This is a genomic window from Comamonas flocculans (assembly GCF_007954405.1).
In the GTDB taxonomy this organism is placed as follows: Bacteria; Pseudomonadota; Gammaproteobacteria; order Burkholderiales; family Burkholderiaceae_C; genus Comamonas_C; species Comamonas_C flocculans.
Window position 1 is genome coordinate 62,937 of the sequence record NZ_CP042344.1, and the last position, 24,978, is coordinate 87,914.

The window sequence follows — 24,978 nt, forward strand, 5'->3', positions numbered from 1 at the left end:
GCCGTCGCGCGCAGGACGCCCGGCATGACGGCGCCCGACAAGCTGGCGCAGCCGCGCCCCGCCGCCACCATCGTGCTGCTGCGCGACAGCCCCGAGGGTCTGCAGACCCTGCTGCTGCAGCGCAATGCGGCGCTGGCCAACATGGCGGGCATGTTCGTCTTCCCTGGTGGCAAGCTGGAACACAGCGACTCGGACGCGCACAGCTTCGGCCTGCTTGACGAAACCCTGCCTGCGCTGCAAGCCCGCCTGGGCGAGCCCGGCACGGACGCCGCCATGGCCGCCGGACTGCACGTGGCGGCGCTGCGCGAAGCGCTGGAAGAATGCGGCCTGCTGCTGGCCGACGCCGGCAGCACGGGCGCACAGTTCGACAACCTGCGCGCGCGCCGCCTGCTGGCCGAAGGCCTGGGCTTCGCCCAGGTGCTGACGCAATTGCAGCTGCGCATGGCCACGCGCGCGCTGGTGCCCTGGTCGCGCTGGATCACCCCCGCCACGCCGGTGCTGCGCACCCGCCGCTTTGACGCACGCTTCTTTCTTGCCCGGGCACCGGCCGGCCAGGAGGCGCTGCACGACGCCCAGGAGACCACGGCCAGCCTGTGGAGCACGCCGCAGAGCGCGCTGCAGCACTACCGCGACGGGCACATCGAGCTGGCACCGCCGCAAATCATGAGCCTCGCTCATCTGTGCCGCTACGCCAGTGCAAGCCAGGCGCTGGCCGCCGCGCGCGAGCGCCTGGCGCCCGCCATCGCGCCGGAGATCTACCAGGAGGGCGACACCCAGGTGCTGTGCTACCCGGGCGACGCGCGCCATTCCGTCAAGGAGCGCGCCCTGCCCGGCCCCACGCGGCTGTACCGCCAGGGCCGGCTGTTTCTGCCGGCCGCAGGTTTCGACGCCTTGCTACGCTGATCAGGGCGCGCCGCCGTAGTCCACCGCGCGGCTGTAGCGCGGGTCCTTGTGCCAGGCCCAGTAGGTCTCGGTGATGCGTCGGGTCAGCGGCCCGGGCGCACCGCTGCCCACGGGCTGGCCATCGAGCTCGGTCACGGGCAGCACCCCGCCGGCGGAGCTGGTGACGAACACCTCGCGCGCCGCGCGCAGCTCCTGCACCGGCAGCGGCCGCTGCTGCAGCGCCAGCCCCAGCGCATCCGCGATGTCGATCACCGTCTGGCGCGTGATGCCTTCGAGCACGCCCTGGTCGGGCGTGGCGATCCGCCCGCCGGCATCGACCGCGAAGACGTTGAAGCCAGGGCCTTCCACCACGTGGCCCGCGCCGTCGCCCAGCACCGCGGTGTCGAAGCCCGCGTCCAGCGCCTGCAGCAGGCCGCGCGTGAGGTCGTGCCAGTGGTAGTTCTTGGCCCTGGCGTCCACGCTGGCCGAGGGTATGCGCGGCACGTCGCTCACCTGCATGCGCAGGCCGCGCTGGCGCTGTTCCTCGTTGGCGATCCAGACATAGGGCACGGCAAAGGCATGGAACTGGTTGACTGCCTGGCGCGGATCGCGCGAACCCCAGGGCGGCTGGCCGCGCGTGACGATCATCTCGACATAGGCATTGCGCAGGCCCGACAGGCGCACGCACTGCATGAGGATCTGCGCGATTTCCTCGTCGCTGCGCCCCGGTTGCAGGCGAAAGGCCTCGCAGCTGGCGCGAAAGCGCCGCAGGTGGGCATCGAGCCGGAAGAAGGCGCCGTCCCAGACGGTCACCACGTCGTAGGCAGCGTCCGAGCGCAGGAAACCCCAGTCGGTCAGTGGCAGCGTGGCCTGGGCGATCGGCAGGTAACGGCCCTGCACCCAGGCGGCGCCGGCGGAGAAATCCGCCGCGCGGTCGGTGTCGTTCATGTGAAACTCCTTTGGACAGCGACCACGATCCTACTGTGCCCATGGGCAGGCGCGGGGTTGGCCCGGGCCGGACGTGAAAGAATCCGGCCATCCCCGCCACTGGCTGCAATCTCCCTTTTTAATAGCTGCCAGCGCTTTTCCAGCAAGGGCTGGAGCCGTATTTCATACAAATTTTTATTTTCGCCATGGACCTTCCCAAGTCTTACACCGCACACGTCGAAGGCCAGGCGCAGGACATCCCCGCGCCGCGCACGCTGACCCTGCTCGACGCGCTGGAGCTGGCGGGCATCGACTGGCCCTCGTCCTGCCGCGACGGCAGCTGCGGCACCTGCATGGGCCGGCTCACCAGCGGGCGGGTGCGCTACGAGCACGAGTTCATCGTCCTGTCCGACCAGGACGTGGCCGACGGCTACGTGCTGCCCTGCGTCGCCTACCCCGAAAGCGACGTGGACCTGGAAGGCTCCTCCTTCTGAATGAACGAGCGAGACGGGGCCGCACGGCGCCTCGCGCTGCGGCGCACGCCACGGATCCATGCGACCTTGCCCTAAAATCGCCGGCTTGCGGGGAACCATCCCCGGCGTCCTCTGTCCAGAGGCACAGCGCATGTTCTTTGGGGCTTTCCTCGGCCGGGAGCGGCGCTGGCGCTGGTCGCGGCCCAAGCGAAAGCCCTTTGCATGCAAACCACACTCACCCCCGTACCCATCTCTCCGGTTCAGGACATCGTGGCCGAGCTTGCGGCCGGCCGCATGGTCATCCTGGTCGATGAGGAAGACCGCGAAAACGAAGGCGACCTGGTGCTGGCGGCCGACCACGTCAGCGCCGAGGCGATCAACTTCATGGCCCGCTTCGGGCGCGGCCTGATCTGCCTGACGCTGCGCCGCGAAGCCTGCGAGCGCTTGCAGTTGCCGCCCATGGTGGCGCACAACGGCGCCAAGCTGGGCACCGCCTTCACCGTCTCCATCGAGGCGGCCGAGGGCGTGTCCACCGGCATCTCCGCCGCCGACCGCGCGCACACCGTGGCCACCGCGGTGGCCCCCGGCGCCAAGGCCAGCGACCTGGTGCAGCCCGGCCACATCTTCCCGCTGCAGGCGGTCGATGGCGGCGTGCTGATGCGCGCCGGCCATACCGAAGCCGGCTGCGACCTGGCGGCCATGGCCGGCTGCTCGCCCGCCGCGGTGATCTGCGAGGTGATGAAAGACGACGGCACCATGGCGCGCCTGCCCGACCTGCAGCTGTTTGCCGCCGAACACGGGCTGAAGGTGGGCACGATTGCCGACCTGATCGGCCACCGCAGCCTGACCGAATCGCTGGTGCGCCAGCTCAGCCAGCGCAGCCTGCAAACGCCCTGGGGCGAATTCACCGCCCACCTGTTTCGCGATGCGCCCAGCCACAACGTGCACCTGGCGCTGGTCAAGGGCCAGTGGCAGCCGCAGGAGAGCGTGGCCGTGCGCGTGCACGAGCCGCTGTCGACGCTCGACCTGCTCGAGGTCGGCGCGAGCATGCATTCCTGGAGCCTGCACGAGAGCCTGCGCTACATCGAGGCGCAGGGCCGCGGCGTGGCGGTACTGCTCAACTGCGACGAAAGCGCCGAGCGGCTGCTGGCGCGCTTCGAGGGCACGGCGCGCGCCACGCACGCGCCCGAGCGCGGGCGCATGGATCTGCGCACATACGGCATAGGCGCGCAGATCCTGCGCGAGCTGGGCGTGGCGCGCATGCAGCTCATGGGTCAGGCCAGGCGCCTGCCGAGCATGGTCGGCTATGGTCTGGAGATCACCGGCTACATCCCCAAGGACTGAACATGCAAAACGCGGACAAGGGCAGCGCGGTGCGGCTCGACGGCAAGGGCCTGCACATCGGCATCGTGCAGGCGCGCTTCAACGCCAACATCACCAACGCCATGGCCAGCGCCTGCCTGCAAGCCCTGCAGGACCTGGGCGTGCGCCAGGAGGACATCACCCACGTGCAGGTGCCGGGCGCGCTGGAGATTCCCGTGGCCCTGCAGGCCATGGCCGAACAGGGCGACCACGACGCGCTGATCGCCATCGGCTGCGTGATCCGCGGCGAGACCTACCACTTCGAGCTGGTCTCCAACGACTCTAGCGCCGGCGTGGGCCGCGTTGCGCTCGACTACCAGTTGCCGATCGCCAATGCCATCCTGACCACCGAGAACCTCGAGCAGGCGATCACGCGCCAGGGCGAAAAGGGACGCGACGCGGCCTACGTGGCGGTGGAGATGGCCAATCTGCTGGAGGCACTTTCGTGAGCACCGCCACCCGGCCGGCCTACACCGCGCGCAAGAGCAGCCAGCTCTCGGGCCGCTCGCGCGCGCGCGAATTCGCGCTGCAGGCCCTGTACCAGCACCTGGTGGGCGGCAACCCGGCCACCGACATCGACGTGTACACGCGCGACCTGTCGGGCTTTCACAAGGCCGACAGCGCCCACTACGACGCGCTGCTGCACGGCTGCATCGCCGGCGCGACCGAGCTCGACGCCTGCCTCGAACCCCACCTGGACCGCAGCTGGGCCGAGATCTCCCCGATCGAGCACGCCGTGCTCTGGATGGGCGCCTACGAATTCAAGCACTGCCCCGACATCCCCTGGCGCGTGGTGCTCAACGAGTGCATCGAACTGTCCAAGTCCTTCGGCGGCACCGACGGCTACAAGTACGTCAACGGCGTGCTCAACCACCTCGCGCCCGAGCTGCGCAGCGCCGAAGTCGCTGCCGACCAGGGCGGCAAACCCCGCAACTGAATCCCGACGGAGACCGAGCCCCATGCAATTTGCCGCCCGCACCGAGCGGATAGACCCGTTTTACGTGATGGAGATGGCCAAGACCGCCCAGACCATGGCGCGCGAGGCCGCCCGGGGGCGCGAGCCCATGATCTTCCTGAACGTGGGCGAGCCGGATTTCACCGCGCCACCCGCGGTGGCCGAGGCGGCCGAGCGCGCCATCCGCGACGGGCGCACCCAGTACACCAACTCGCTCGGGCTGGACAGCCTGCGCGAAGCCATCAGCGCTTGGTACGCGCAGCGCTTTGGCGTCCAGGTGCCGGCGCGGCGCATCGTCGTCACCGCCGGGGCGTCGGCCGCACTGCACCTGGCGTGCCTGGCGCTGATCAACGCGGGCGACGAAATTCTCATGTCCGACCCCGGCTACCCCTGCAACCGGCACTTCGTGAGCGCCGCCGAGGGCGTGCCGGTACTGATCCCGACCAGCGCCGAAGAGCGCTACCAGCTCAGCAGCGCCAAGGTGCAGGCCGCCTGGGGCGCGAAGACGCGCGGCGTGCTTCTAGCTTCGCCCTCCAACCCCACGGGGACCTCGATCGCAGCCGACGAGCTGCGCGCCATCCACGAGCTGGTGCGCGCGCGCGGCGGCCTCACGCTGATCGACGAGATCTACCTGGGCCTGTCCCACGACGAGGCCTTCGGCCAGACCGCGCTGGCGCTCGGCGACGACATCATCAGCATCAACAGCTTCAGCAAGTACTTCAACATGACCGGCTGGCGCCTGGGCTGGATGGTGGTACCCGAGGCCATGGTGCCAGTGGTCGAGCGACTGGCGCAAAACCTCTTCATCTGCGCCTCCGCCGTGGCCCAGCATGCGGCGCTCGGCTGCTTCGAGCCCGGGAGCATCGCGCTGTACGAGCAGCGCCGGGCCGAATTCAAGGCCAGGCGCGACTACTTCATCCCGGCCCTGAACCAACTCGGCCTGAAGGTACCCGTCATGCCGGACGGCGCCTTCTACGCCTGGGCCAACTGCGCTGAAGCCGCGCGGAAACTGGGTGTCCAGGGCAGCTGGGACTTCGCGCTTGAGCTGATGCGCCGCACCCACCTGGCGGCCACGCCGGGGCGCGATTTCGGGCATGCCGAGACGGCACACTTCATCCGCTTTTCCACCGCCAACAGCATGGCGCAGCTGCACGAAGCGGTGGCGCGCCTGCGCCGGGAGCTGGCCTGATGGCCTTCAGCTGGCCCGTGCGGGTGTACTGGGAGGACACCGATGCCGGTGGCATCGTGTTCTACGCCAACTACCTGAAGTTCTTCGAGCGCGCGCGCACCGAATGGCTGCGCGCGCTGGGCCACGGCCAGCAGCAGCTCAAGGCCACGCTGGGCGCGATGTTCGTGGTCACCGACGCGCAGCTGCGCTACCTGCGCCCCGCGCGGCTGGACGATGAGCTGTTGATCACCACCGCGCTGGCCGGGCACAGCCGCGCCAGCATCACCGTGCAGCAGCAGGCATTGCTGGCGCCGGGCACCCCGGGTGCGCCGCCGACCGTGCTGGCGCAGGCCAGCATCCGCATAGGCTGGGTCGACGTGCAGACGCTGCGCCCCCGGCGCATTCCCCCGACACTACTCCAACAACTTCATCCATGAATTCGCCGCAGGATTTGAACATTCTGGCCCTGGTACTCAATGCCAGCTGGGTGGTGCAGCTCGTCATGCTGCTGCTGCTCGTGGTCTCGGTGGCCAGCTGGGCCGCGATCTTTCGCAAGATCTACGGGCTCAAGAAGATCAACGCGCTCAATGACGACTTCGAGCGCGATTTCTGGTCGGGCGCGCGCCTGAACGACCTGTACGCCGCGGCGGTGAAGAACGCCGCCGGCTGCGGGCCGATGGAGCGCATCTTCGCCAGCGGCATGCGCGAATTCCACAAGCTGCGCGAGCGCCACATCCAGGATGCGGGCACCTTGCTGGACGGCGCGCGCCGCGCCATGCGCGCCAGCCTGCAGCGCGAGATGGACGTGATCGAATCCAACCTGTCCTTTCTCGGCTCGGTCGCCTCGGTCAGCCCCTACGTCGGCCTGTTCGGCACCGTCTGGGGCATCATGCATGCCTTCACCGGCTTTGCCGGCATGGAACAGGTGACGCTGGCCACCGTGGCCCCCGGCATCGCCGAGGCGCTGGTGGCCACCGCCCTGGGCCTGTTCGCAGCGATACCGGCCGTGATCGCCTACAACCGCTTCGCACGCGACATCGACCGCGTGGCCATCCAGCAGGAGACCTTCATCGAGGAGTTCTCCAACATCCTGCAGCGCAACCTCGGCGGCCAGCCGCCGGCGACCGCGCCGCACTGAGGAGGAGGCCCAGCATGCCCGTCATGGCCAGCCGCGGCCACGGCCGCCGCCGCTCGATGAACGAGATCAACATGGTGCCCTTCATCGACGTGATGCTGGTGCTGCTCATCATCTTCATGGTGACCGCCCCCATGCTCACCCCCGGGGCCATCAACGTGCCCTCGGTCGGCAAGGGCAGCACGCCGCCGAAGATGCGCGCCGACGTGATCGTGCAAAAGGACGGCGGCCTGCTGTTCAAGGCCGATGGCAACGAGCGCAGCGTGGCGCTGCAGAACCTGGGTGCGGTGGCCAGCAACTGGCTCAAGGACCAGCCCGAGGACACGCCGGTGCTGATCAGCGCCGACAAGAGCGTTGCCTACGACGAGGTGGTGCAGGCCATGGCGGCGCTGCAGCGCGCCGGCGTCAAGCGCGTGGCGCTGGCCGTCAAGACCGGCAAGTGACGACGGTGGCAGGCCCGAGCGAGCACGACCTCTTCGCCCCCACCATGCCGGGCGGGCGCAAGCGCGCGATTGCGCTGGCGGTGCTGGCCCACGTCGCGCTGATCGCGGCGCTGACCTGGGGCGTGAACTGGAAGAGCAGCGCCGACCAGCCCGCGGTGGAGGCCGAGCTCTGGTCGGCCGTGCCCCAGCAGGCCGCGCCCAAGGCCATCGCGCCCCCCCCGCCGCCGCCCGCGCCCGCGCCCGCGCCCGCGCCCGAACCCGCACCCGCCCCGCCACCGACTCCCGCGCCGGAACCGCCCCCGCCGCCACCACCGCCCAAGGTGGAAGAACCACCCCGGCCGAGCGAAGCGGACATCGCGCTGGAACGCGAAAGGAAACGCCAGGAAGAAGAGAAACAGCGCCAGGCCCGGCTGGAGCAGGAAAAGCGCGCCCAGGAAGAAAAGGAGCGCCAGGAAGCGCAGGAGCGCCAGCGCCAGGAAAAGCTGGCGGCGCAGAAGGCCAAGGCGGAAAAGGAAAAGGCGGAAAAGGAAAAGGCCGAGAAAGAAAAGCTGGCCCGCCAAAAAGCCGAGAAAGAGAAGGCCGAGAAAGAAAAAGCCGAGAAGGAGAAGCAGCGCAAGCTGGCGGAAAAAAAACGCAAGGCCGAAGCCGATGCCAAGCGCGCCGAAGCGCTGCGCCAGGAGCAGCTCAAACGCATCGCGGGGCTGGCGGGCGCCAGCGGCGGCCCCGCGGCCACGGGGACGGCACAGCAGAGCAGCGGCCCTTCAGGTTCCTACGCAGGCAAGGTGGCCGCCAAGGTCAGACCCAATATCGTCTATCCCGACTCCATCGCCGACAATCCGCGCGCCGAGGTCGAGGTGCGCGCGGCGCCCGACGGCACCATCGTCGGCGCGCGCATTACCCGCTCCAGCGGCAACCCGGCGTGGGACGATGCGGTGCTGCGTGCGCTGTCGCGCACGCAGACCCTGCCGCGCGACGTGGACGGGCGCGTGCCGTCCTCGCTGATCATCGGATTCCGCCCCAAGGATTAGCCCCCTCAACGACGAAGGAGACCCGATGGACACCAGCCGCTTCGTGGAGCAGCACACCGACATCCTCCGCGCCATCAAGGAGATGCGCGACCACAGCAAGGCCGGGGTAGCCGAAAACGCCCAGGAGCTTTCCCGGGCCATCATGAAGCTGCGTTCGCGCGTGGGCCTGCATCTGACCACCGAAAACAAGGTGCTCTACCCCGCCATCCATGCGCTGCAGGACCCGGACATGACCGCCCTGGCGCAACGTTTCCAGGACGAAATGCAGGGCCTGGCCCAGGCTTTCGACGACTTTTGCCGGCGCTGGCGCAGCGCCAAGGCCCTGGCCGCCGACCCCGAAGGCTTTCGCAGCGACGCCAACACCGTCATCAAGGCCCTGCACCAGCGTATCCAGCGCGAGAACACCCTGTTCTATCCGCGCCTGACGGCAAGCCGCTGAAACTCCCGATTTCATAGCTTTCAGCGCTTGGCACACAAGCGCCAGGGGCCTAAAAGACCCTTGAAAAAAAAAGCGCAATGCCCTGGCGTTTCGGAGTCCGCACGACCGGCGTTGACGGATGAAAAACCCCGCCCGGGCCTGAACCCGGGCGGGGTCTTGCGCGGCGTGCCCGGCGTCAGCTCTGCACGGTTTCGGCCACCTTGTTGTATTCCTCGATCTCGTTGAAGTTCATGTAGCGGTAGATGTTGGCCTTGTCGGCATCCACCACCTTGATGGCTTCCAGATATTCCTCGGGCGTGGGCAGTCTGCCCATGCGCGAGGCGATCGCGGTGAGCTCGGCCGAGCCCAGGAAGACGTTGGTGTCGCGCCCCAGGCGGTTGGGGAAATTGCGCGTCGAGGTCGATATCACCGTCGCGCCCTTGCGCACCTGCGCCTGATTGCCCATGCACAGGCTGCAGCCCGGCATCTCGGTACGTGCGCCTGCGCTGCCGAACGCGGCGTAATGCCCCTCGCCCACCAGTTCCTTCTCGTCCATCTTGGTGGGCGGCGCCACCCAGAGCTTGGACGGGATGTCGCGCTGGCCACCGAGCAGCCTGGCCGCCGCGCGGAAATGCCCTATGTTGGTCATGCACGAACCGATGAAGGCCTCGTCGATCTTGGTGCCGGCCACTTCCGAGAGGAACTTGGCGTCGTCCGGGTCGTTCGGGCAGCAGACGATGGGTTCCTTGATCTGGTTCAGGTCAATCTCGATCACGGCGGCGTATTCGGCGTCCTTGTCGGCCTCGAGCAGTTGCGGGTTGGCGAGCCAGGCCTGCACCTTCTCGATGCGCCGGTGCAGGGCCTTGGCGTCCTGGTAGCCGTCGGCGATCATGTTCTTCATCAAGACCACGTTGGACTTGAGGTATTCGATGATCGGCTCCTTGTCGAGCTTGATCGTGCAGCCTGCGGCACTGCGCTCGGCCGAGGCGTCCGAGAGCTCGAAGGCCTGCTCGCACTTGAGGTGGGGCAAGCCTTCGATCTCCAGGATGCGGCCCGAGAAGATGTTCTTCTTGCCCGCCTTGGCCACGGTGAGCAGCCCCTGCCTGATGGCAAACAGCGGAATCGCGTGCACCAGGTCGCGCAGCGTCACGCCGGGCTGCATCTGCCCGGAAAAACGCACCAGCACCGACTCGGGCATGTCCAGCGGCATCACGCCCGTGGCGGCGGCAAAGGCCACGAGCCCCGAGCCCGCGGGGAAGGAAATGCCGATGGGAAAGCGCGTGTGCGAATCACCGCCCGTGCCCACGGTGTCGGGCAGCAGCAGGCGGTTGAGCCAGGAGTGGATGATGCCGTCGCCCGGGCGCAGCGAAACGCCGCCGCGCGTGCTGATGAACTCGGGCAGCTCGTGGTGCGTCTTCACGTCCACCGGCTTGGGGTAGGCGGCGGTGTGGCAGAAGCTCTGCATCACCATGTCGGCCGAGAAGCCCAGGCAGGCCAGGTCCTTGAGCTCGTCGCGCGTCATCGGGCCGGTGGTGTCCTGGCTGCCGACGGTGGTCATGCGCGGCTCGCAATAGGTGCCGGGGCGCACGCCCTGGCCCTCGGGCAGGCCGCAGGCGCGGCCGACCATCTTCTGCGCCAGCGTGAAGCCGGCCTTGGAGGGCGCCGGCTCCTTGGGCAGGCGGAAGGTGGTGGACGGTGCCAGCCCCAGGAACTCGCGCGCGCGCGCCGTGAGCGAGCGGCCGATGATCAGGTTGATGCGCCCGCCGGCCTGCACCTCGTCGAGCAGCACCTCGTTCTTGAGCGCGAAGTCGGCGATCTTTTCACCGCCCTTCTCTATCCTGCCCGCATAGGGGTAGATGTCGATCACGTCGCCCATTTCCATCTTCGACACATCCACCTCGATCGGCAGCGCGCCCGAGTCTTCCTGGGTGTTGAAGAAAATCGGGGCGATCTTGCCGCCCAGGCACACGCCGCCGAAGCGCTTGTTGGGCACAAAGGGGATGTCCTCGCCCGTGGCCCAGATGACGGAGTTGGTGGCGGACTTGCGGCTCGAACCCGTGCCCACCACGTCGCCCACGTAGGCGACGACATGGCCCTTTTTCTTCAGGTCCTCGATGAACTGGATGGGGCCGCGCACGCCGTCCTGCTCGGGCTGGAAGGCGGCGTCGGGGCGCGCGTTCTTGAGCATCGCCAGGTAGTGCAACGGAATGTCCGGGCGCGTGGTGGCGTCGGGCGCCGGGGAAAGGTCGTCGGTATTGGTCTCGCCGGGCACCTTGAAGACCGTGACCGTCAGCCTGTCGGCTACCGGGGGGCGGCTGGTGAACCATTCGGCGTCGGCCCAGCTCCGGATCACCTCGCTGGCCAGGGCATTGCCCTGTCTGGCCTTGGCTGCCACATCGTTGAAGTAGTCGAACATCAACAGCGTGTGCTTCAGGCCCTGCGCGGCAATCCTGCCCACCGCCGGGTCGTCCAGCAGCTTGACCAGCGGCTGCACGTTGTAGCCACCGACCATGGTGCCCAGCAGCTCGGTGGCGCGCTCGCGCGAAATCAGCTCCACCTTGATCTCGTCCAGCGCGATCGCGGCGAGAAACGAGGCCTTGACGCGGCTCGCATCGTCCACGCCCGGCGGCACGCGGTGCACCAGCAGATCCAGCAGGAAGGCGGCCTCGCCTGCCGGCGGATTCTTGATGAGCTCGACCAGTTCGGCCACCTGCTGGGCCGACAGCGCCAGCGGCGGTATGCCGAGCGCCGCGCGCTGGGCGGCGTGTTCACGGTAGGCTTGCAACATTTCTTTCTTCTCCAAAGTACATCGTCAAATAAAAATCTGGCATGGCTGCGCCGTGCCCGGCGCAGCGCCGCGGCAGAACCCTTGGCTGCGAGCTCAGCGACTGCCGATCGGCGCGGAATCGAACAGGCTGGGTGCGGGCGTGGTCTTGAGCGCCTGCGTGACTTGGGCCTGCTGCTCGCTCATGCACTCGTCGGCCATGCGCTGGCCGAGCTTTTGGTTCATGAGCATGGACTTGTTGGCGATCTGTATCCACACCGCGCCGGCCTTCTGATCCTCCAGGCGCACCGCCGAGGTGGCCGCCACCACCGGGCGCATGTGGTACTTGAAGCCGCGCCCGGAGACGAAGAAGGCGCCGGGTGAAGCCGGGTCGGCATCGATCTGGACGGTCGCGCCGAGCTCGCAGACGATACGGCCGGTATAGACCCGCTCGCCCAGCGCGCGCTCCTGCTCGGTAAGCACGATCACCTCGGGCACCGTCTCGGCTGCCGGTTCGGCCTTGGGCTTCTTGGCCGCGGCCTTGGCGGTCTTGGTGGGCTTGGCCTTGTGCGCCGCGGCCGGCGCCTTGCGCGCCGGTGCCTTGGCGACCGGCTTGGCAGCGGCCTTGGCCGACGTGGCTGCGGGCGCGGAAGCATCGGCAGCCCAGCACAGCGCCGGCGCCAGTACCAGCAGGGAAGCCAGGATCAGGGGTTTCATGCGATCACCTGTGAGGACGAATACGGTACGAGCATGCTGTATATCAGGAAAACCAGTGCGCCACCGTGGGCGGCAAGGCCATGCCGGTGGCATGGGCACGCTGGAGCAACTGCCAGAAGTAGCGGTAGCTCGCGCGGTCATGCAGAGTGCCGGCGTCGCTGATCGGCGCCCACTCGGCCGTCTGGGCCGCGAGCAGAATGCGCGCGGCATCGGCGACCTCGGTGTCGGCCGGCGCCATCGCCGCCAGAATGGGCCGGATCTGCGCCGGGTGGATGCTCCACATGCGCGTATAGCCCAGCTCCTGGCTGGCACGCCGGGCGGCGGCCTGCATGGCGGCCGTGTCCTTGAACTCGGTGACCACGCAATGCGACGGAACCTTGCCGTGCGCGTGGCAGGCACTGGCGATTTCAAGCTTGGCGCGCACCACCAGCGGGTGGCTGAACTGGCCCGCCGAGCCCATGGCCGACGCCGGTATCGCACCGCCGTGCGCCGAGACGAAATCCATCAGCCCGAAGGACAGGCTCTGCACCCGCGGGTGCGCGGCGATGTCGAAGGCGCGCTGCACCGCCGCCGGCGACTCTATCAAAACATGTAGCGGCAAGCGCGCGCCGGCATTGCGTTGCAGGGCTTTTTCAGCGAAAAGAACATCGTCCACGCTTTCCACCTTGGGCAGCATGACGTGGCACAACCGGTCGGCCGCCTCGCCGAGGATGGTGTCCATGTCCTGCGCAAACGCCGGGTGATCGACCGGATGCACGCGCACCGCCACGCGCGCGCCCGGATCGCTCTCGCGCACCAGCGCGGCCACCAGGCGTGCATGCTGCGCCTCGCCGCCCACGGGAGCGCCGTCCTCGCAGTCCAGCGTGACGTCGAACACGCAGGTACCGAACTCGCGCGTCATCTCGGCCTGCAGCTGCAGGCTCTTGCGCATGCGCGTCTGCACGCCACTGTAGTGGTCGCACACCGGCAACACGGCGGCGCCGGCCTGCGGGCCGAGCAAGACCCGGGCGGGATGGGTTGCAACAAGGTGCTGGGTCATGGCATACGCTTGGCAAGGATGAACAAACGCGGAAACGCCAACAGGTGGCGGCCGTCGGCGCGCGCGGGACAGGCGTCGGCAATGCGCGCCCGGTAGGCATCGACAAAGTCGCCCTGCAGCGCTGCAGGCAAGGCCGCGACAAAAGGCCTGAGTCCCGTGGCCAGAAACCATTGCACGATGGCGTCGGGCGACTCCATGGAGTGCAGGTAGGTGGTGCGCCAGACGTCCACCTCCACCGCGCGCGCCGACGGCGCGGCCAGCAGGTCGTAGTAGGCATCGGGCGCCAGCAGCGGCGTGCGCGCCGACGGCGCGTCGGCCAGGTGGGGCGCAAAACGCGGCAGCCGCGCCAGTTCCCGCATCAGCCGGTGCGCGGGTTCATGCAGGTTGTCGGGCATCTGCACGGCCAGCACGCCGCCCGGAGCCAGGCTGGCAAACAGCCGGGGCAAGAGGCGTTCGTGCCCATCCACCCACTGCAGCGTCGCGTTGGCAAAGATCAACTCCGGCGCGGGCTCGCTGCCTGCGCCCTGCTCGGTCGCATCCAGCCAGGCGCGCAGGTCCTGGTGCCTGAAGACGGCTTGCGGCACCAGAGCGCGCGCACGTTCCACCATGGCGCCAGAGCTGTCCAGCCCCAGCACCCGCGCGCTCGCGTAGCGCTGCGCCAGCAAGGCGGTGGAATTGCCTGGGCCGCAGCCGAGATCGACCACCTCGCGCACCGAAACCAGGGGCACGCGCGCGAGCAGTTCCGCCGCGGGGCGCGTACGCTGCGGCGCAAAGTGCAGGTACAGCGCCGGGTTCCAGTCGGGCATGGCGCGCGTGTGCGACAAGCGGCTCAGAGCAGGTGCTTGACGGCGTCCGCCTCGCCCTGCAGCTCGGCCAGGGTCTTGTCGATGCGCCCTTGCGAGAAGGCGTCGATTTCCAGGCCCTGCACCACGCTGTATTTGCCGCCTTCGGTGGTGACCGGGAAGCCGAACATCACGTCCTTGGGAATGCCGTAGTCGCCGTTGGACGGAATGCCCATGGTCACCCACTTTCCGTTGGTGCCCAGCGCCCAGTCGTGCATGTGGTCGATGGCCGCGTTGGCCGCCGAGGCCGCCGAGGACAGGCCGCGCGCCTCGATGATGGCCGCCCCGCGCTTGCCCACCGTGGGCAGGAAGACATTGGCGTTCCAGTCCTGGTCGTTGATCGCGTCCTTGACCGGCTTGCCATTGACCTGGGCGAAGCGGTAGTCGGCGTACATGGTGGGCGAATGGTTGCCCCAGACGGCCAGCTTCTCGATGTCACCGACAGGCACGCCCAGCTTGTGCGCGATCTGGCTGGCGGCGCGGTTGTGGTCCAGGCGCAGCATGGCGGTGAAGTTCTCGCGCGGCAGGTCGGGAGCCGACTTCATGGCGATGTAGGCGTTGGTGTTGGCGGGGTTGCCCACGACCAGCACCTTGACGTTGCGCGAAGCCACGGCGTTCAGCGCCTTGCCCTGGGCCGTAAAGATCTGCGCGTTGGCGGCCAGCAGGTCGGCGCGCTCCATGCCGGGGCCGCGCGGGCGCGCGCCCACCAGCAAGGCATAGTCGGTGTCCTTGAAGGCCTGCATCGGGTCGGAGTGCGCCTCGATGCCCGCGAGCAGCGGAAAGGCGCAGTCTTCCAGTTCCATGATCACGCCCTTGAGCGCGTTCTGGGCCTTCTCCGCCGGGATTTCCAGCAGCTGCAAAATGACGGGCTGGTCCTTGCCGAGCATTTCGCCCGAGGCAATGCGAAACAGCAGGGCGTAGCCGATCTGACCCGCAGCACCGGTGACGGCCACGCGGACGGGTTTCTTGCTCATGTGATACTCCAGTGGAAACGGTAAGACGCAGTAAAACCGTGGCTGTGGCGTCCCGATCTGCTGGCGCGCTGCAAACCCCGGCGAAACCGCAGGATTTTACTGCCTCCATCGCTCCCGCGTCAATTTGTCTTATGTCTTATATAAGATATAATTGGCGCTACCCGCAGCGGCCAAGCACCTGCGCCGCGCCGGCTGCGCCGGCAGCCTTTCATGAGCAACGCTTCCTCCTCCACACTGGATACGCCCGCCTTCAGCCCCCTGTATCTGCAGATCAAGGGATTGATCCTGCAGGGGCTGCAATCGGGCGAATGGAAGCCGGGCGAAGCCATCCCCAGCGAAATGGACCTGGCGGCGCGCTTTCGCGTGAGCCAGGGCACGGTGCGCAAGGCGATCGATGAGCTCGCGGCCGACAACCTGCTGATGCGCCGCCAGGGCAAGGGCACCTTCGTCTCCACCCACGCCGAGCAGCAGGTGCAGTACCGCTTTCTGCGGCTGCGCCCCGACCAGGGCGACGAGCACAGCGAAGGTCCTGCGCGGCGTCTGATCCTCGAATGCAAGCGCATGCGCGCCACCGCCGAGATGGCCCGTCTGCTGGCGCTGCGCACGGGCGACGCGGTGATGCATGCCCGGCGCGTGCTGCTGTTCGCGCAGACGCCCGCCATACTTGAGGACATCTGGCTGCCGGCCCAGGCCTTCAAGGGCTTGAGCGCCGAACGCATGGCCAGCTACCCGGGCCCGACCTATGCGATGTTCGAGGAAGACTTCGGCGTGCGCATGGTGCGCGCCGATGAAAAGCTGCGCGCCGTACACCCCAACGCCGAACAGGCCGCCTTGCTCGAGGTGGACGTGGACACGCCCGTGCTCAGCGTGGAGCGCGTGGCCTATACCTACAACGACCTTGCGATGGAGCTGCGCCGCGGTCTGTACCGCACCGACACGCACCACTACCGCAACACCCTGGCCTGAGGCCGGCACCATGCTGCACGCGCCCGATGGCCATCCCTGCGCCCAATTTCACGGTCATGCGTCCGGTCATGGCCGTGGTGTCCTAGAATTTCCGGTTGCCGACGCTGTGCGCCCCGACTGAACGCATTCCCACTTTCCGAAAGCACACCATGCCAGAGACCGCCAAGAAACGCCCGGAGTTCCGCAACCTCAACGTCTTCTCAGACCTGCCCACCTACCGCTGGCCGCTGGCGGCGCTGGTTTCGGGCATGCACCGCATCAGCGGGCTGCTGATCTTCCTGCTGCTGCCCTTCATCATCTGGATGTTCGACACCTCGGTGTCCTCCGAGCTTTCCTTCAACCGCTTCACCTCCGTGTTCAGCGAAGGGGCAGGTTTCGTGCCCGGCTGGTTCATCAAGCTCGTCGTGCTGGCGCTGATCTGGGCCTACCTGCAGCACTTCATTGCGGGCGTGCGCCACATCTACTTCGACATCACCCACATGACGACCAAGAGCCGCGGGCGCCGCACGGCGGCGGCCACGCTGATCCTGGCCTTCGGCCTGACCGCCATCCTCGGCGCCAAGCTGTTTGGCCTGTACTGATGGCGCAGCGGCGCATTTTCTGAATCAAGGAGATTTCCATGGCTACCACCTACGGTCCCAAGCGGCTCGTCGTCGGCGCCCACTACGGCCTGCGCGACTGGCTCGTGCAACGCCTGTCGGGCATCATCATGGCGCTGTTCACCATCGCGCTGCTGGTGCAGCTGATCGCCAGCAGCGGCCCGATCGGCTATGAAACCTGGGCCGGCATCTTCGCCAGCCAGTGGATGAAGTCCATCACCTTCGCCACCATCGTGGCGCTGATATGGCACGCCTGGGTCGGCGTGCAGAGCATCTGGATGGACTACGTCAAGCCCGACGGTCTGCGCCTCGTGTTCTATCTCGTCACCGCCTTCTGGCTGGTCGCCTGCGGCGGCTGGGCCATCCAGGTGTTGTGGCGTCTGTAAATTCTTCCGAGCGAAAGTCAAGCATGAGCTACACCAAAGCCAATATCACCAAGCGCAAGTTCGACGTCGTGATCGTCGGCGCCGGCGGCGCCGGTCTGCGTGCTGCGCTGGAGTTGTCGCGCTCGGGCCTGAACGTGGCCTGCCTCACCAAGGTCTTTCCCACGCGCTCGCACACGGTGGCGGCGCAAGGCGGCGTGTCGGCCTCGCTCGGCAACATGAGCGAGGACAACTGGCACTACCACTTCTACGACACCGTCAAGGGCGGTGACTGGCTGGGCGACCAGGACGCGATCGAGTTCATGTGCCGCGAAGCCCCCAACGTGGTGATCGAGCTCGAACACTTCGGCATGCCGTTCGACCGCAACCCCGACGGCACCATCTACCAGCGCCCCTTCGGCGGCCACACCTCCAATTACGGCGAAAAGCCGGTGCAGCGCGCCTGCGCCGCCGCCGACCGCACCGGCCACGCCATGCTGCACACGCTCTATCAGCAGAACGTGCGCACCAAGACCAATTTCTTCGTCGAGTGGATGGCGCTGGATCTCATCCGCAACACCCAGGGCGACGTGATCGGCGTGACCGCGCTGGAACTGGAAACCGGCGACTTCTACGAGCTGCACGCCAAGGCGGTGCTGCTGGCCACGGGCGGCGCGGGGCGCATCTTCGCGGCCACCACCAACGCCTACATCAACACCGGCGACGGCCTGGGCATGGCCTCGCGCGCGGGCATCCCGCTGCAGGACATGGAATTCTGGCAATTCCACCCCACGGGCGTGTTCGGCGCCGGCGTGCTGCTGACCGAAGGCTGCCGGGGCGAAGGCGCTATTCTTTTGAATAGCGAGGGCGAGCGCTTCATGGAGCGCTACGCGCCCACGCTCAAGGACCTGGCACCGCGCGACTTCGTCTCGCGCTCGATGGACCAGGAGATCAAGGAAGGTCGTGGCTGCGGCCCGAACAAGGACCACATCCTGCTCAAGCTGGATCACCTGGGCGCCGAGACCATCCACAAGCGCCTGCCTTCAGTGGAAGAGATCGGCCACAACTTCGCCAACGTGGACATCACCAAGGAGCCGATCGGCGTGGTGCCGACGATCCACTACATGATGGGCGGCATCCCGACCAACATCCACGGCCAGGTAGTGGTCTGGGACGGGCAGCAGAACCAGGTCGTGTCCGGTCTGTATGCCGTGGGCGAATGCTCGGCGGTGTCGGTGCACGGCGCCAACCGCCTGGGCACCAACTCCCTGCTCGACCTGCTGGTGTTCGGCAAGTCTGCGGGCAAGCACATCACCGAGTATGTGCGCGGCTACGGCGAGCACCATGATGCACCGGCCGACGCCTCCGACTATTCGCTCTCGCGCCTGAACAAGCTGCAGGATTCGACCGACGGCCTGTATTCACAGGACGTGGCGGGCAAACTGCGCACCACGATGCAGACGCACGCCGGCGTGTTTCGCACGCAGAAGATGCTCGACGAAGGCGTGGAGATGGTCAAGGGCATTGCCGAAGAGGTCGAGCACATCGCGCTCAAGGACAAGTCCCTGGTCTGGAACACCGCGCGCATGGAGGCGCTGGAGGTCGAGAACCTCATCGAGGTGGCGCGCGCCACCATCGCCTCGGCAGCGGCGCGCAAGGAATGCCGCGGAGCGCACATGGTCTACGACTACGAGCACCCGGCCGACCATCCGCAATTCCCGCTCGGTCGCAACGACGAGGAATGGCTCAAGCACACGCTCTGGTATCGCGACGGCGACCGGCTGGACTACAAGCCGGTCAACCTCAAGCCCTTGAGCGTGGACAGCATTCCCCCCAAGGTCCGCACGTTCTGAGCGGTTCGTTCACACGAGGTAATGGAATCATGAAGCGCACCATCAAAGTCTACCGCTACGACCCGGACAAGGACGAACGCCCCTACATGGAAACCCACGAGGTGGAGCTCGACGGCCATGAGCGCATGCTGCTGGACGCCCTGCTCAAGCTCAAGAGGGAAGACCCGACCATCGCCTTTCGCCGCTCGTGCCGCGAAGGCGTCTGCGGCTCGGACGCGATGAACATCAATGGCAAGAACGGTCTGGCCTGCCTGACCAACATGCACACACTGCCCGAGACCATCGTTCTCAAGCCCCTGCCCGGCCTGCCCGTGATCCGCGACCTGATCGTGGACATGACGCAGTTCTTCAAGCAGTACCACTCGATCAAGCCCTATCTGATCAACGACGAGCCGCCACCCGAGAAGGAGCGCCTGCAGTCCCCCGAAGAGCGCGAAGAGCTCGACGGCCTGTACGAGTGCATCCTGTGCGCGAGCTGCTCCACCGCCTGCCCCTCGTTCTGGTGGAACCCGGACAAGTTCGTCGGCCCCGCCGGCTTGCTGCAGGCCTACCGCTTCCTGGCCGACAGCCGCGACCAGGCCACGGGCGAGCGCCTCGACAACCTGGAAGACCCCTACCGGCTGTTCCGCTGCCACAGCATCATGAACTGCGTGGACGTGTGCCCCAAGCACCTCAACCCCAATCGCGCCATCGGCAAGATCAAGGAATTGATGACGCACCGCGCGCTGTAAGCGGCCATGCCCCCGCCCGACCTGCTGGACGAGCGCGAGACCTCGATCCTGCGCTGGCGCTGCCGCCGCGGGCTGCTGGAAAACGACATCTTCATCGAGCGTTTCTTCCAGGTCCACGGCCAGCGCGTAAGCGAGGAACAAGCTTATGGCCTTACGCTGCTGATGAACCTGCCCGACAACGACCTGCTCGAGCTCTTCCTGCGCCGCACCGAGCCCGCCGACGAGCTGGATGTGCCGCAGGTGCATGCCGTGCTGGAACTGATCCGTCAGCGCCCGCCGGGCGGCTTGCCGTCGTGACGGCCACCCCATTGCCACACTAACAAGGAACTCCGAGATGACTATGCAATTGGCACAACACAAGGCGACGTTGTCGTTCAACAACGGCAGCCCCAGCGTGGACCTGCCCGTCTACCACGGCACCATAGGCCCGGACGTGGTCGACATCCGCAAGCTCTACAGCCAGACCGGCATGTTCACCTACGACCCCGGTTTCCTGTCCACCGCCTCCTGCCAGTCCAGCATCACCTTCATCGACGGTGAAAAAGGCCGCCTGCTCTACCGCGGCTACCCGATCGAGCAGCTGGCAACGCAGTGCGACTTCCTGGACGTGTGCTACCTGCTGCTCAAGGGCGAATTGCCCAACGTCGGCCAGCGCGACGAATTCCACAAGCTCGTGATCAGCCACACCATGGTGCACGAGCAGATGCAGTTCTTCATGCGCGGCTTTCGCCGTGACGCCCACCCGATGGCGGTGCTTACCGGCCTGATCGGTGCGCTCTCGGCCTTCTACCACGACAGCACCGACATCCACAACGCCGAGCACCGCGAGATCGCCGCGATCCGCCTGATCTCCAAGCTGCCCACGCTCGTGGCCATGGCCTACAAGTACGGCGTGGGCCAGCCCTACATGTATCCGCGCAACGACCTGTCCTACGCGGGCAACTTCCTGCGCATGATGTTCGGCGTGCCCTCGGCCGACTACCAGGTCAACCCGGTGATCGAGCGCGCAATGGACCGCATCTTCATCCTGCACGCCGACCACGAGCAGAATGCCTCCACCTCCACCGTGCGCCTGTGCGGCAGCTCGGGCACCAATCCGTTCGCCGCGATCGCGGCCGGCGTGGCCTGCCTCTGGGGCCCGGCCCACGGCGGCGCCAATGAGGCCTGCCTGAACATGCTCGAGAACATCCAGGCCAACGGCGGCATCGCCAAGGTGGGCGAGTTCATGGAGCAGGTCAAGGACAAGAACAGCGGCGTCAAGCTGATGGGCTTTGGCCACCGCGTCTACAAGAACTACGACCCGCGCGCCAAGCTCATGCAGGAAACCTGCAACGAGGTGCTGGCCGAACTCGGCCTGGAAAAAGACCCGCTCTTCGCCCTGGCCAAGCAGGTCGAGAAGATCGCCCTGGAAGACGATTATTTCGTGCAGCGCAAGCTCTACCCGAACGTGGACTTCTACTCCGGCATCGTGCAGCGCGCGATCGGCATTCCGGTCAAGCTCTTCACCGGCATCTTCACGCTGGCACGCACCGTGGGCTGGATCGCCCAGCTCAACGAGATGATCAGCGACCCCGAATACAAGATCGGCCGCCCGCGCCAGCTCTACGTCGGGGCGCCGGAACGCAAGGTCACGCCCATAGGCGAGCGCTGATCGGCCACGCAGGCCCTGCAAGAACAGCCCGCCCGCACACCGCCGGCGGGCTTTTTTCTGGCGCGGCACTGGCGCCCCGCCGCAGGGGCCCGCTTGGCGTTTGCGGCAATCCACGGCACAATCCGGATCAACGCATGTCGGCGCAAGCCCTTGCATGACGCTCTGGCCCGGACAACGGCGGTTGCCCGGGCTTTTGTCCGTCTGCGCGCGCCAAATGCCAGACAAGAAATTTTGATAGGAATCCGACCATGGTAGGCAAACCCCAGATCACTCTGTCGTCGCTGGACTACGAGCGCCTGCAGAGGCTGCTTGAAAAGGATGGCCCGAGCTTTGCGGGGCGCGAGGCGCTGGAAGCCGAACTGGACCGCGCCGACGTGCTCGAGCCCAAAGACATGCCGGCCAACGTGGTCACGATGAATTCCACGGTGCGTTTCACCATCGTGGAAACCGGCAAGACCAGCACGCTGCAGCTGGTCTACCCCAAAGACCTCGACGGTTCGGCCGAGAAGGTGTCGGTCCTCGCGCCCGTGGGCATCGCGCTGCTGGGCCTGAGCGTCGGCCAGGAGCTGCCCATGCCCAGCCCCACCGGCCACGTGACGGTGCGCGTGGACGCCATCACCTGGCAGCCCGAGAGCGCGGGCGAGCTGCACCGCTGAACAGATCCGGCACGCCGCCGGCCCCGACGCGCTTGGGGGGAGATGGCCGCGCAGGCTGCGAAGGAGAACAACGGGCGCCCGGCCAGCCGGGCCGGCCATCGCAAGCGCCCAGGCTGAGCGGCCCTCAGTTCAGTTGCAGGCGCTCGCGCGCGGCATGGTATTGGCGCTGCAGGCGGGCGATCATCTCGGCTGCCGGGCGCACGTCGGTGACGGCAGCAATCCCCTGGCCGCAGCCCCAGATGTCCTTCCAGGCCTTGGCCGCGGCGTTGCCGCCGAAATTCATCTTGCTCGGGTCGGACTCGGGCAGGTGCTCGGGGTCCATGCCGGCGGCGCGTATCGACGGTGCGAGGTAGTTGCCATGCACGCCGGTGAACAGGTTGGTGTAGACGATGTCGTCGGACGTGCCATCGACGATCGCCTGCTTGTAGGCCTCCTGCGCGCGCGCCTCCTGCGTTGCGATGAAGGCCGAGCCGATATAGGCCAGGTCGGCGCCCATGGCCTGGGCCGAGAGCACCGCGTCGCCGGTGGCGATCGCCCCGGAAAGCGCCAGCGGCCCGTCAAACCAGCGGCGGATCTCCTGCACCAGCGCAAACGGGCTCTTGACGCCTGCATGCCCGCCCGCCCCCGCGGCCACCGCGATCAGACCGTCGGCGCCCTTTTCTATCGCCTTGTGGGCAAAGCGGTCGTTGATCACGTCGTGCAGCACCACGCCGCCCCAGTCGTGCACCGCGTGGTTCACATCCTCGCGCGCGCCCAGCGACGAGATGACGATGGGCACCCGGTACTTGGCGCACATCTGCATGTCGTGCTCCAGCCGGTCGTTGCTCTTGTGCACGATCTGGTTGATGGCGAACGGCGCCGCCGGCTGCTCGGGGTGCGCCCGGTCCCAGGCGGCCAGGGTTTCGGTGATCTCGGCCAGCCAGTCGTCAAGCTGCGAGGCCGGGCGCGCATTGAGCGCCGGCATCGCGCCGACGATGCCCGCCTGGCATTGGGCGATCACCAGTTGCGGGTTGCTGATGATGAACAGCGGCGCGCCGATCACCGGCAGGCGCAGCTTCTTGAACACCGGGGGCAAGGCCATGAGAGTATGCTCCAAAAAAGTACCAATGAAATCAGGCTCAAACGCTTGCTGGTCAAGCGCTGCCAGCTATCTTTGTGGAAGCTGGTTCAGAAAGCTTCCAGCGCCAGCGCGCAGGCGCTTTCACCACCGTGCACGATGGCGTCGCGCAGCGCCGGGGCGCGCGTGAGGATGTGCTCGGCGTAGAACTGCGCGGTGGTGATCTTGGCCTGCATGAAGGCCGCATCCTCCTCCTGGCCTGCCCTTTCCTGGGCGACGAGCAGCGCGCGCGCCATTTGCCAGCCCGCCACCAGATTGCCAGCCAGCATCAGATAGGGCACGCTGCCCGCGAAGACTGCGTTGATGTGCTGCCTGGCGTCCAGCGCGGTGATGTAGCCCACCACCTCCAGATAGGCCGCTCGGGCGCTGGCCAGGCGCGCAGCCATGGCCAGCGCCGCCGCGCTGCCACTGGCGCGCAGCTGCGCTTCGGTCTGCTCGATGCGCCCGGCGAGCGCGCGCGCCACGGTGCCGCCGTCGCGCATGGTCTTGCGCCCGACCAGGTCGTTGGCCTGGATCGCCGTGGTGCCTTCGTAGATGGTCAGGATGCGCGCATCGCGCAGGTGCTGGGCCGCGCCGGTCTCTTCGATGAAGCCCATGCCGCCGTGCACCTGCACGCCCAGCGAGGTGACCTCCTGGCTCATCTCGGTGGAATAGCCCTTGACCAGCGGCACGAGGAATTCGTAGAAGGTCTGGTTGTCCTTGCGTGTTTGCGCATCGGGGTGGCGGTGCGCCGTGTCGTAGGCCGCCGCCGCCACCGTCGCCATCGCGCGGCAGCCTTCGGTGAGCGCGCGCATGGTCATGAGCATGCGGCGCACGTCCGGGTGGTGGATGATGGGCGCGCTGCCCGCCAGGCTGCCATCGACCGGGCGGCTTTGCACGCGCTCGCGGGCGTAGGCGACGGCGCGCTGGTAGGCGCGCTCGGCCACCGCGATGCCCTGCATGCCCACCGCATAGCGCGCGGCGTTCATCATGATGAACATGTACTCGAGACCGCGGTTTTCCTCGCCGACCAGATAACCCACGGCGCCGGGGCCGGCGCTGTCTGCAATGCTCGCCGCCGTGCCATCACCGTATTGCAGCACGGCCGTGGGGCTGGCCTTGATGCCCAGCTTGTGCTCGATGGAGACGCAGTGCACGTCGTTGCGCGCGCCCAAGCCGCCGTCGGCATTCACCAGGAACTTGGGCACGACGAACAGGCTGATGCCCTTGACGCCCTCGGGCGCGCCGGGCACGCGCGCGAGCACCAGATGGACGATGTTCTCGGCCATGTCGTGCTCGCCATAGGTGATGAAGATCTTGGTGCCGAAGACCTTGTAGCTGCCGTCGCCCTGGGGTTCGGCGCGGGTACGCACCAGCGCAAGGTCCGAGCCAGCCTGCGGCTCGGTCAGGTTCATGGTGCCGGTCCACTGGCCCGAGACCAGCTTTTCCAGATAGACGGCCTTGAGTTCATCGCTGCCCGCGGTCAGCAGCGCCTCGATCGCGCCGTCGGTCAGCAGCGGCGCCAGCGCAAAGCTGAGGTTGGCGGCGTTGAGGATCTCCACACAGGCCGCGCCGATGGTCTTGGGCAGATCCTGGCCGCCGAACTCGGCCGGGTGCTGCACGCCCTGCCAGCCGCCTTCGATGAATTGGCGATAAGCCTCCTTGAAGCCCGGAGTGGTGGTGACGGCGCCATCCTTCCAACTGCTGGGGCGCACATCGCCCTCTGCATTCAGCGGCGCGAGCACGCCCTCGTTGAAGCGCGCGCACTCCTGCAGCACCGCGGCCGCGGTGTCCAGGCCGGCTTCCTCGAAGCCCGGCATCCGGGCAATCTGGTCGATGCGCGCAAGGTGTTCGATGGCAAACAGCATGTCCTTGACGGGGGCGATATAGCTCATGGCGGGGTCCTGCAGGTGAAAAAAAGGGCATCGCGTGCGATG

Annotated in this window: 26 protein-coding genes and 1 pseudogene; 19 read left to right on the forward strand and 8 right to left on the reverse strand. The window is 67.3% G+C overall.

Annotated features, from left to right (window positions below):
• The first annotated feature begins 24 nt into the window (after positions 1-24).
• A complete protein-coding gene (locus tag FOZ74_RS00290; RefSeq protein ID WP_146911132.1) occupies positions 25-903 on the forward strand; it encodes an NUDIX hydrolase in 879 nt (292 codons plus the stop codon).
• Here the strand turns inward: FOZ74_RS00290 and FOZ74_RS00295 are convergent, their stop codons facing one another.
• Complete coding sequence (locus FOZ74_RS00295; RefSeq protein ID WP_146911133.1) at positions 904-1,830, reverse strand: aminotransferase class IV; 927 nt, start codon at positions 1,828-1,830, stop codon at positions 904-906.
• Between the two features lie 185 nt (positions 1,831-2,015).
• Between FOZ74_RS00295 and FOZ74_RS00300 the strand changes: the two genes are divergently transcribed.
• From FOZ74_RS00300 to FOZ74_RS00345, 10 genes and pseudogenes are all read left to right on the forward strand, one after another.
• Positions 2,016-2,303, forward strand: coding sequence for a 2Fe-2S iron-sulfur cluster-binding protein (locus FOZ74_RS00300; protein ID WP_146911134.1), 288 nt, complete (start codon positions 2,016-2,018; stop codon positions 2,301-2,303).
• 201 nt (positions 2,304-2,504) lie between these two features.
• The gene (gene ribBA / locus FOZ74_RS00305; RefSeq protein ID WP_146911135.1) at positions 2,505-3,626 is read left to right on the forward strand and encodes a bifunctional 3,4-dihydroxy-2-butanone-4-phosphate synthase/GTP cyclohydrolase II; all 1,122 of its coding nucleotides are present in this window, start codon (positions 2,505-2,507) and stop codon (positions 3,624-3,626) included.
• 2 nt (positions 3,627-3,628) lie between these two features.
• Positions 3,629-4,093, forward strand: coding sequence for a 6,7-dimethyl-8-ribityllumazine synthase (gene ribH, locus FOZ74_RS00310; protein ID WP_146911136.1), 465 nt, complete (start codon positions 3,629-3,631; stop codon positions 4,091-4,093).
• A gap of 26 nt (positions 4,094-4,119) precedes the next feature.
• Positions 4,120-4,581, forward strand: a pseudogene (gene nusB, locus FOZ74_RS00315) (transcription antitermination factor NusB); the annotation flags it as partial.
• A 22-nt stretch (positions 4,582-4,603) separates the two neighbouring features.
• The gene (locus tag FOZ74_RS00320) at positions 4,604-5,788 is read left to right on the forward strand and encodes a pyridoxal phosphate-dependent aminotransferase (protein WP_146911138.1); all 1,185 of its coding nucleotides are present in this window, start codon (positions 4,604-4,606) and stop codon (positions 5,786-5,788) included.
• Complete coding sequence (gene ybgC / locus FOZ74_RS00325) at positions 5,788-6,204, forward strand: tol-pal system-associated acyl-CoA thioesterase (protein ID WP_146911139.1); 417 nt, start codon at positions 5,788-5,790, stop codon at positions 6,202-6,204. The genes FOZ74_RS00320 and ybgC overlap by 1 nt, the downstream gene beginning before the upstream one ends.
• On the forward strand, positions 6,201-6,905 hold the full coding sequence (gene tolQ, locus FOZ74_RS00330) for a protein TolQ (protein ID WP_146911140.1): 705 nt from the start codon (positions 6,201-6,203) through the stop codon (positions 6,903-6,905). The genes ybgC and tolQ overlap by 4 nt, the downstream gene beginning before the upstream one ends.
• A 14-nt stretch (positions 6,906-6,919) precedes the next feature.
• Positions 6,920-7,345, forward strand: coding sequence for an ExbD/TolR family protein (locus FOZ74_RS00335; RefSeq protein ID WP_146911141.1), 426 nt, complete (start codon positions 6,920-6,922; stop codon positions 7,343-7,345).
• 5 nt (positions 7,346-7,350) lie between these two features.
• Positions 7,351-8,373, forward strand: a complete 1,023-nt coding sequence (gene tolA, locus FOZ74_RS00340) for a cell envelope integrity protein TolA (protein WP_146914018.1) — start codon at positions 7,351-7,353, stop codon at positions 8,371-8,373.
• Between the two features lie 25 nt (positions 8,374-8,398).
• Complete coding sequence (locus FOZ74_RS00345; RefSeq protein WP_146911142.1) at positions 8,399-8,812, forward strand: hemerythrin domain-containing protein; 414 nt, start codon at positions 8,399-8,401, stop codon at positions 8,810-8,812.
• 175 nt (positions 8,813-8,987) lie between these two features.
• Here FOZ74_RS00345 and acnB read toward each other — a convergent pair whose 3' ends face one another.
• The 5 genes from acnB to FOZ74_RS00370 form a co-directional block, all read right to left on the reverse strand.
• On the reverse strand, positions 8,988-11,579 hold the full coding sequence (acnB, locus tag FOZ74_RS00350) for a bifunctional aconitate hydratase 2/2-methylisocitrate dehydratase (protein WP_146911143.1): 2,592 nt from the start codon (positions 11,577-11,579) through the stop codon (positions 8,988-8,990).
• A gap of 93 nt (positions 11,580-11,672) precedes the next feature.
• Positions 11,673-12,272: a hypothetical protein gene (locus FOZ74_RS00355; protein WP_146911144.1), complete on the reverse strand. Its 600-nt coding sequence runs from the start codon at positions 12,270-12,272 to the stop codon at positions 11,673-11,675.
• Positions 12,273-12,315: 43 nt separating this feature from the next.
• The gene (locus tag FOZ74_RS00360) at positions 12,316-13,311 is read right to left on the reverse strand and encodes an HpcH/HpaI aldolase/citrate lyase family protein (protein WP_146911145.1); all 996 of its coding nucleotides are present in this window, start codon (positions 13,309-13,311) and stop codon (positions 12,316-12,318) included.
• Complete coding sequence (gene tam, locus FOZ74_RS00365) at positions 13,308-14,117, reverse strand: trans-aconitate 2-methyltransferase (protein WP_146911146.1); 810 nt, start codon at positions 14,115-14,117, stop codon at positions 13,308-13,310. The genes FOZ74_RS00360 and tam overlap by 4 nt, the downstream gene beginning before the upstream one ends.
• A gap of 23 nt (positions 14,118-14,140) precedes the next feature.
• Positions 14,141-15,127, reverse strand: coding sequence for a malate dehydrogenase (locus FOZ74_RS00370; protein ID WP_146911147.1), 987 nt, complete (start codon positions 15,125-15,127; stop codon positions 14,141-14,143).
• A 210-nt stretch (positions 15,128-15,337) separates the two neighbouring features.
• On the opposite strand from FOZ74_RS00370, the gene FOZ74_RS00375 reads away from it, so the two are divergent.
• The 8 genes from FOZ74_RS00375 (at position 15,338) to rnk (ending at position 21,945) form a co-directional block, all read left to right on the forward strand.
• Positions 15,338-16,093, forward strand: a complete 756-nt coding sequence (locus tag FOZ74_RS00375; protein WP_146911148.1) for a GntR family transcriptional regulator — start codon at positions 15,338-15,340, stop codon at positions 16,091-16,093.
• Positions 16,094-16,242: 149 nt separating this feature from the next.
• Positions 16,243-16,674 (forward strand): succinate dehydrogenase, cytochrome b556 subunit, encoded by a 432-nt coding sequence (gene sdhC, locus FOZ74_RS00380; protein WP_146911149.1) that lies wholly within the window; start codon positions 16,243-16,245, stop codon positions 16,672-16,674.
• A gap of 38 nt (positions 16,675-16,712) precedes the next feature.
• Complete coding sequence (gene sdhD, locus FOZ74_RS00385; RefSeq protein ID WP_146911150.1) at positions 16,713-17,078, forward strand: succinate dehydrogenase, hydrophobic membrane anchor protein; 366 nt, start codon at positions 16,713-16,715, stop codon at positions 17,076-17,078.
• Between the two features lie 23 nt (positions 17,079-17,101).
• On the forward strand, positions 17,102-18,907 hold the full coding sequence (gene sdhA / locus FOZ74_RS00390) for a succinate dehydrogenase flavoprotein subunit (RefSeq protein ID WP_146911151.1): 1,806 nt from the start codon (positions 17,102-17,104) through the stop codon (positions 18,905-18,907).
• A 29-nt stretch (positions 18,908-18,936) separates the two neighbouring features.
• The gene (locus tag FOZ74_RS00395) at positions 18,937-19,638 is read left to right on the forward strand and encodes a succinate dehydrogenase iron-sulfur subunit (protein ID WP_146911152.1); all 702 of its coding nucleotides are present in this window, start codon (positions 18,937-18,939) and stop codon (positions 19,636-19,638) included.
• 6 nt (positions 19,639-19,644) lie between these two features.
• Positions 19,645-19,935 (forward strand): FAD assembly factor SdhE, encoded by a 291-nt coding sequence (locus FOZ74_RS00400; protein WP_146911153.1) that lies wholly within the window; start codon positions 19,645-19,647, stop codon positions 19,933-19,935.
• 43 nt (positions 19,936-19,978) lie between these two features.
• Complete coding sequence (locus FOZ74_RS00405; protein ID WP_146911154.1) at positions 19,979-21,289, forward strand: citrate synthase; 1,311 nt, start codon at positions 19,979-19,981, stop codon at positions 21,287-21,289.
• A 248-nt stretch (positions 21,290-21,537) separates the two neighbouring features.
• The gene (rnk, locus tag FOZ74_RS00410; RefSeq protein ID WP_146911155.1) at positions 21,538-21,945 is read left to right on the forward strand and encodes a nucleoside diphosphate kinase regulator; all 408 of its coding nucleotides are present in this window, start codon (positions 21,538-21,540) and stop codon (positions 21,943-21,945) included.
• Positions 21,946-22,069: 124 nt separating this feature from the next.
• On the opposite strand, the gene FOZ74_RS00415 is transcribed toward rnk, so the two are convergent.
• On the reverse strand, positions 22,070-23,026 hold the full coding sequence (locus FOZ74_RS00415; protein WP_146911156.1) for an NAD(P)H-dependent flavin oxidoreductase: 957 nt from the start codon (positions 23,024-23,026) through the stop codon (positions 22,070-22,072).
• Positions 23,027-23,112: 86 nt separating this feature from the next.
• The gene (locus FOZ74_RS00420) at positions 23,113-24,936 is read right to left on the reverse strand and encodes an acyl-CoA dehydrogenase C-terminal domain-containing protein (RefSeq protein WP_146911157.1); all 1,824 of its coding nucleotides are present in this window, start codon (positions 24,934-24,936) and stop codon (positions 23,113-23,115) included.
• Between the last annotated feature and the right edge of the window lie 42 nt (positions 24,937-24,978).

Bases quoted from the DNA above. Each gene is read 5' to 3' on its own strand.
- FOZ74_RS00290 (WP_146911132.1), top strand. From the start codon at position 25: ATGACGGCGCCCGACAAGCTGGCGCAGCCGCGCCCCGCCGCCACCATC.
- FOZ74_RS00295 (WP_146911133.1), bottom strand. From the start codon at position 1,830: ATGAACGACACCGACCGCGCGGCGGATTTCTCCGCCGGCGCCGCCTGG.
- FOZ74_RS00300 (WP_146911134.1), top strand. From the start codon at position 2,016: ATGGACCTTCCCAAGTCTTACACCGCACACGTCGAAGGCCAGGCGCAG.
- ribBA (WP_146911135.1), top strand. From the start codon at position 2,505: ATGCAAACCACACTCACCCCCGTACCCATCTCTCCGGTTCAGGACATC.
- ribH (WP_146911136.1), top strand. From the start codon at position 3,629: ATGCAAAACGCGGACAAGGGCAGCGCGGTGCGGCTCGACGGCAAGGGC.
- FOZ74_RS00320 (WP_146911138.1), top strand. From the start codon at position 4,604: ATGCAATTTGCCGCCCGCACCGAGCGGATAGACCCGTTTTACGTGATG.
- ybgC (WP_146911139.1), top strand. From the start codon at position 5,788: ATGGCCTTCAGCTGGCCCGTGCGGGTGTACTGGGAGGACACCGATGCC.
- tolQ (WP_146911140.1), top strand. From the start codon at position 6,201: ATGAATTCGCCGCAGGATTTGAACATTCTGGCCCTGGTACTCAATGCC.
- FOZ74_RS00335 (WP_146911141.1), top strand. From the start codon at position 6,920: ATGCCCGTCATGGCCAGCCGCGGCCACGGCCGCCGCCGCTCGATGAAC.
- FOZ74_RS00345 (WP_146911142.1), top strand. From the start codon at position 8,399: ATGGACACCAGCCGCTTCGTGGAGCAGCACACCGACATCCTCCGCGCC.
- acnB (WP_146911143.1), bottom strand. From the start codon at position 11,579: ATGTTGCAAGCCTACCGTGAACACGCCGCCCAGCGCGCGGCGCTCGGC.
- FOZ74_RS00355 (WP_146911144.1), bottom strand. From the start codon at position 12,272: ATGAAACCCCTGATCCTGGCTTCCCTGCTGGTACTGGCGCCGGCGCTG.
- FOZ74_RS00360 (WP_146911145.1), bottom strand. From the start codon at position 13,311: ATGACCCAGCACCTTGTTGCAACCCATCCCGCCCGGGTCTTGCTCGGC.
- tam (WP_146911146.1), bottom strand. From the start codon at position 14,117: ATGCCCGACTGGAACCCGGCGCTGTACCTGCACTTTGCGCCGCAGCGT.
- FOZ74_RS00370 (WP_146911147.1), bottom strand. From the start codon at position 15,127: ATGAGCAAGAAACCCGTCCGCGTGGCCGTCACCGGTGCTGCGGGTCAG.
- FOZ74_RS00375 (WP_146911148.1), top strand. From the start codon at position 15,338: ATGAGCAACGCTTCCTCCTCCACACTGGATACGCCCGCCTTCAGCCCC.
- sdhC (WP_146911149.1), top strand. From the start codon at position 16,243: ATGCCAGAGACCGCCAAGAAACGCCCGGAGTTCCGCAACCTCAACGTC.
- sdhD (WP_146911150.1), top strand. From the start codon at position 16,713: ATGGCTACCACCTACGGTCCCAAGCGGCTCGTCGTCGGCGCCCACTAC.
- sdhA (WP_146911151.1), top strand. From the start codon at position 17,102: ATGAGCTACACCAAAGCCAATATCACCAAGCGCAAGTTCGACGTCGTG.
- FOZ74_RS00395 (WP_146911152.1), top strand. From the start codon at position 18,937: ATGAAGCGCACCATCAAAGTCTACCGCTACGACCCGGACAAGGACGAA.
- FOZ74_RS00400 (WP_146911153.1), top strand. From the start codon at position 19,645: ATGCCCCCGCCCGACCTGCTGGACGAGCGCGAGACCTCGATCCTGCGC.
- FOZ74_RS00405 (WP_146911154.1), top strand. From the start codon at position 19,979: ATGCAATTGGCACAACACAAGGCGACGTTGTCGTTCAACAACGGCAGC.
- rnk (WP_146911155.1), top strand. From the start codon at position 21,538: ATGGTAGGCAAACCCCAGATCACTCTGTCGTCGCTGGACTACGAGCGC.
- FOZ74_RS00415 (WP_146911156.1), bottom strand. From the start codon at position 23,026: ATGGCCTTGCCCCCGGTGTTCAAGAAGCTGCGCCTGCCGGTGATCGGC.
- FOZ74_RS00420 (WP_146911157.1), bottom strand. From the start codon at position 24,936: ATGAGCTATATCGCCCCCGTCAAGGACATGCTGTTTGCCATCGAACAC.